This window comes from Bacillota bacterium, from assembly GCA_040754675.1.
In the GTDB taxonomy this organism is placed as follows: Bacteria; Bacillota; Limnochordia; order Limnochordales; family Geochordaceae; genus Geochorda.
In genome coordinates this window covers 1-3941 of record JBFMCJ010000388.1, presented here as the reverse complement: position 1 = coordinate 3941, position 3941 = coordinate 1, and the positions used below count along the sequence as shown (strand labels likewise).

The following is a 3941-nucleotide window of genomic DNA, read 5'->3' as shown; positions in this document are numbered from 1 at the left end:
GGCGGCGCTGGGCGACCTGAACGGGGATGGCCGCACTGAGGCGGTGGTCGTGGAGTACCCCAACCTCATACACGTGCTTCGCTGGCAGCCGTGATGCGGCAGCAGGGCGAGGTCAGAGCCGCAGGATGGAGGCAAGTGGCGTAAGATGTCGGGTCGAGCGCTGGTCGTGGAAAACGGCACCCTCGTCGAACCCTTCGAGCTCCTCGTCCCGGACGCCTGCGTGATCATCGAGGACGGCGCGGTCAGCTTCGCCGGGCCCCGCCGGGACGCGCCCCGGCGGGCAGATGGCCCAGCCCGCCTTGACGCCCGGGGCGGCTACATCACACCGGGCTTCGTGGATATCCACGTGCATGGCGGAGGCGGATCGGACACCATGGACGCCTCCCCCGACGGCCTGCGGCTGATGACCATCGCCCACGCCCGTGCCGGTACGACCTCCCTGCTGTGTACCACCGTTACCGCTCCTCTTGAGGATCTGGTGAGGGCCGAACGGGCGGTGGTCGAGGCCGCTCGCCGCCAGCAGGCCTGGTGGGCCGAAGGCGAGGGGGAAGGCGACAGCAGCCAGGCCCCCGGTGGCGCCGGCTCAAGAGGCAGCGCGGACTGGGGCCCTGGATGGGGCGCTCGCATCGCCGGCATCCACCTCGAAGGCCCGTACCTCAACCCCGAGCGCAAGGGCGCGCAAAACCCTTCGTACATGCGCGACCCCTCCATCCAGGAACTGGAGGAGCTCTTCGAGGCCTCCTCCGTGGACGGCCGGCCCATGCTGCGCCTTGTGACCATCGCCCCCGAACGCCCTGGAAGCATCGAGGCGATCCGGTGGCTCACGGCCCGGGGCGTGGCCGTATCCGTTGGCCATTCGTCCGTCGAGGGGGAGCGGCTGGAGCAGGCCGTTCGGGCGGGGGCGAGCCAGGTGACGCACCTCTTCAACGGGATGGCGCCGTTTCACCACCGGACGCCGGGCCTCGCCGGGGCGGCGCTGTCCGACGACCGTGTCGTCGCCCAGCTCATCGCAGACGGCGTGCACGTCCACCCCGCCGCCCTGAAGGTTGCGTACCGGGCCCGGGGGGCCCGGGGCATCGCGCTGATCACCGACGCGCTCGCGCCTGCGGGGCTCGGGGAGGGGCGCTTCCGGCTGGGTGAGTTCGAAGTGGAGGTGAGGGGCGGAGCCTGCCGGATGCCGGACGGCACTCTGGCCGGCAGCATTCAGGGGCTGGGGGAGCTGGTGCGCCGCATGGTGCAGGCGGTGGGGGTGCCCCTCCCCGAAGCCGTGGGCATGGCGAGCCGGGTTCCGGCCGCCGCAGTTGGCCTTGGCGGGCGGGCCGGGACGCTGAAGCCGGGGGCCTGGGGCGACGTGGCGGTGCTGGATGCTGTGACACTCGACGTGCGCGCGGCGGTGGTGGCCGGCCGGGTGGTGTTCCGGGCTGCGGGCGGGCGGCCGTGATAAGATAGGGTAGCCAAAGGGGCGGGATGCTGGGAGAAGGCCGGCAATGGAAGTGAGCCCAGCCGCGGCGGCCGAAAGGCTTACAGGGCCTGCCAGGCCTGTTTTCGTCATCGTCACGGGGCTGTCAGGGGCCGGCAAGACCGAAGCCATGAGAGCCCTGGAGGATCTGGGCTTTTTCTGCGTGGATAACCTGCCGCCGGCCTTGATTCCCACGTTCGCCGAACTCTGCCAGCAATCCGGCCGCATCGAGCGGGCGGCCCTCGTGAGCGACGCCCGGGGCGGCGAGTTCTTCGACGATCTGTTTCAGGCGCTGGCGGAGCTGGAGCGCCGGGGGATCTGGTACCGCATCCTGTTCCTGGAGGCGTCCGACGAGGCACTCGTGCGCCGCTTCAAGGAGACCCGGCGGCGGCACCCGCTGGCGCCCGAAGGGAGCGTCCTGGAGGGCATCCGGGCCGAGAGGAAGCGCCTGGAGCCGCTGCGCGGGCGAGCCGATATCATCATCGACACCACGACCCTCTCGCCCCGGCAGCTTCGCGACCAGGTGACGCGCCAGGCCCGCCTGTTGACGCCGACCCGGGGGCTGTCGGTGACGGTGGTGTCGTTCGGGTACGCCCGGGGAATCCCTATCGACGCCGACCTCATCTTTGACGTGCGGTTCCTGCCCAATCCCTATTACGTCCCGGAGCTGCAGCCCCTCACCGGCAACGACCCCGAGGTGGCCCGGTACGTCTTCCAGTGGCCGGTGGCGCAGAACTTCATGGAGCACCTCTACGGGCTGGTGGACTTCCTGCTGCCGCACTTCGTGAACGAGGGCAAGAGCCACCTGCTCATCGGGATCGGCTGCACGGGCGGCCGGCACCGTTCGGTGGCCGTGGCGAACCAGCTGGCGGCCCACCTGCACGCCAGGGGCTACGAGGCGGTCTGTGAACACCGCGACCTGGAGCACCCGGTTGCGGAGCGGGCCGATGCCGAACCGGCCGGGGCCGAGCCAGCACCCGGGTCCGCTGAGGGCGGGCATCCCAGGGCATGACCTTCCCCCAGGGCCCGGAGGCGGCCCCCACCCGCCGGCCCTCCCTTCCGCCGCTCGTGTGGCGGGCCTTCCTGCGCGGGCTGTTGCCGGGCACCGGCCTCAAGCGGTGGGGCGCGGCGGCAGCAGCAGGGGTGGTGGCGGGGCTGGCCGGCGGCGTGCTGTGGAGCCAGGGCTTCGGGCTCTGGGGGGTTGCTTGCCTTGCCGCCGGGATCGCGCTCTCCCTGACGGCGGTCAGGCGCTCCGTGATGGCGGTGGCGGGGACGCTCGCCCCTGAGCACAGCCGGTCGCTGATGGACGTCATGCGGGAGCGGCGGGCACGGGAGCGGGGCCGGCGGGCGGTGGCCCTGGGGGGCGGCACGGGGCTCTCCACTCTTCTGCGGGGCCTCAAGTTTCACAGCGACCACCTGACGGCCATCGTGACGGTGGCCGACGACGGCGGGAGTTCAGGGCGGCTGCGCCAGGAGATGGGGATCCTGCCGCCTGGCGACATCCGCAATACGCTGGTGGCCATGGCCGACACCGAGCCGCTGCTGGAGCGGCTGTTCCAGCACCGGTTCACCCGGGGCGAAGGGCTGTCCGGGCACACCTTCGGCAATCTCTTCATCGCCGCGATGTCCGACATCACGGGCGACTTCCAGGAGGCCATCCGGCAGTTCAGCCGGGTGCTGGCGGTGCGGGGGCAGGTCTTGCCCTCGACGCTGCAGGCGGTGCAGCTCAAGGCGGAGTTCGCCGACGGGACGCACGTCACGGGGGAAAGCGCCATCCCCAAGGCTCGCAAGCCCATCCGCCGCGTCAGCCTGTTGCCGGCGCCGGTGCGGGCGGTGCCGGAGGCGCTGGAGGCGATCGAGTCGGCGGACATCGTCGTGCTGGGGCCGGGAAGCCTTTACACCAGCGTGATCCCGAATCTGCTGGTGCGGGACCTGGCCGAGGCGGTGCGCCGGACGCCGGCTCTGCGGGTTTACGTGTGCAACGTCATGACCCAGCCAGGGGAGACCGATGGATACCGCGCCTCCGACCACGTGCGGGCGCTTCTCGACCACGGCGGCGGCCCCGGGCTCATCGACTGCGTGCTGGTCAACACCGAACAGGTGCCGGAGTCGCTTCTGCAGCGCTACCTGGCCGAGGGGGCGCACCCGGTGCAGGCCGACATCCCGGCGCTGCAGGCCATGGGGCTGGTGGTCGTCAGCGGGCCGGTCATCTCGCTGACGCACGTGGTGCGCCACGACCCGGTCCGGCTCGCGGAGGCGGTGGCGGCCCTGGCCGTGCTGGGGCGGCAAGTCGGCGAGCCCGGCGCGCACCTGCAGCTGGATGAGGTGACCGCCAGGGCCCAAGCTCGAAACCGCAGCGGGCGCCGCCGGCACGTGGGCCTGCTGGCATGAGATAGCGTACGAACTCTGCTGGGGCCTGCTGCGGCGGGGTGGTACCCGGTATAGCAGGATAGGCAGGAGTCGGGCACCGGGGCGGCGAAGC

The 3941-nt window shown here is 71.7% G+C and carries 3 protein-coding genes; all 3 read left to right on the top strand.

Features of this window, described 5'->3' with window-relative positions:
- Positions 1–145: 145 nt before the first annotated feature.
- The 3 genes from nagA to AB1609_17455 are packed head-to-tail and all read left to right on the top strand — an operon-like array spanning position 146 to position 3850.
- Positions 146–1441 carry an N-acetylglucosamine-6-phosphate deacetylase gene (gene nagA / locus AB1609_17465; GenBank protein ID MEW6048236.1) on the top strand — a complete coding sequence of 432 codons (1296 nt, stop codon included), beginning with the start codon at positions 146–148 and terminating at the stop codon, positions 1439–1441.
- Between the two features lie 46 nt (positions 1442–1487).
- A complete protein-coding gene (rapZ, locus tag AB1609_17460; GenBank protein MEW6048235.1) occupies positions 1488–2471 on the top strand; it encodes an RNase adapter RapZ in 984 nt (327 codons plus the stop codon).
- Positions 2468–3850: a YvcK family protein gene (locus AB1609_17455; GenBank protein MEW6048234.1), complete on the top strand. Its 1383-nt coding sequence runs from the start codon at positions 2468–2470 to the stop codon at positions 3848–3850. Before rapZ ends, AB1609_17455 begins: the two co-directional genes overlap by 4 nt.
- The last annotated feature ends 91 nt before the right edge of the window (positions 3851–3941 follow it).

Coding starts and splice junctions, on each gene's coding strand:
- AB1609_17455 (MEW6048234.1), top strand. CDS start 2,468: ATGACCTTCCCCCAGGGCCCGGAGGCGGCCCCCACCCGCCGGCCCTCC.
- nagA (MEW6048236.1), top strand. CDS start 146: ATGTCGGGTCGAGCGCTGGTCGTGGAAAACGGCACCCTCGTCGAACCC.
- rapZ (MEW6048235.1), top strand. CDS start 1,488: ATGGAAGTGAGCCCAGCCGCGGCGGCCGAAAGGCTTACAGGGCCTGCC.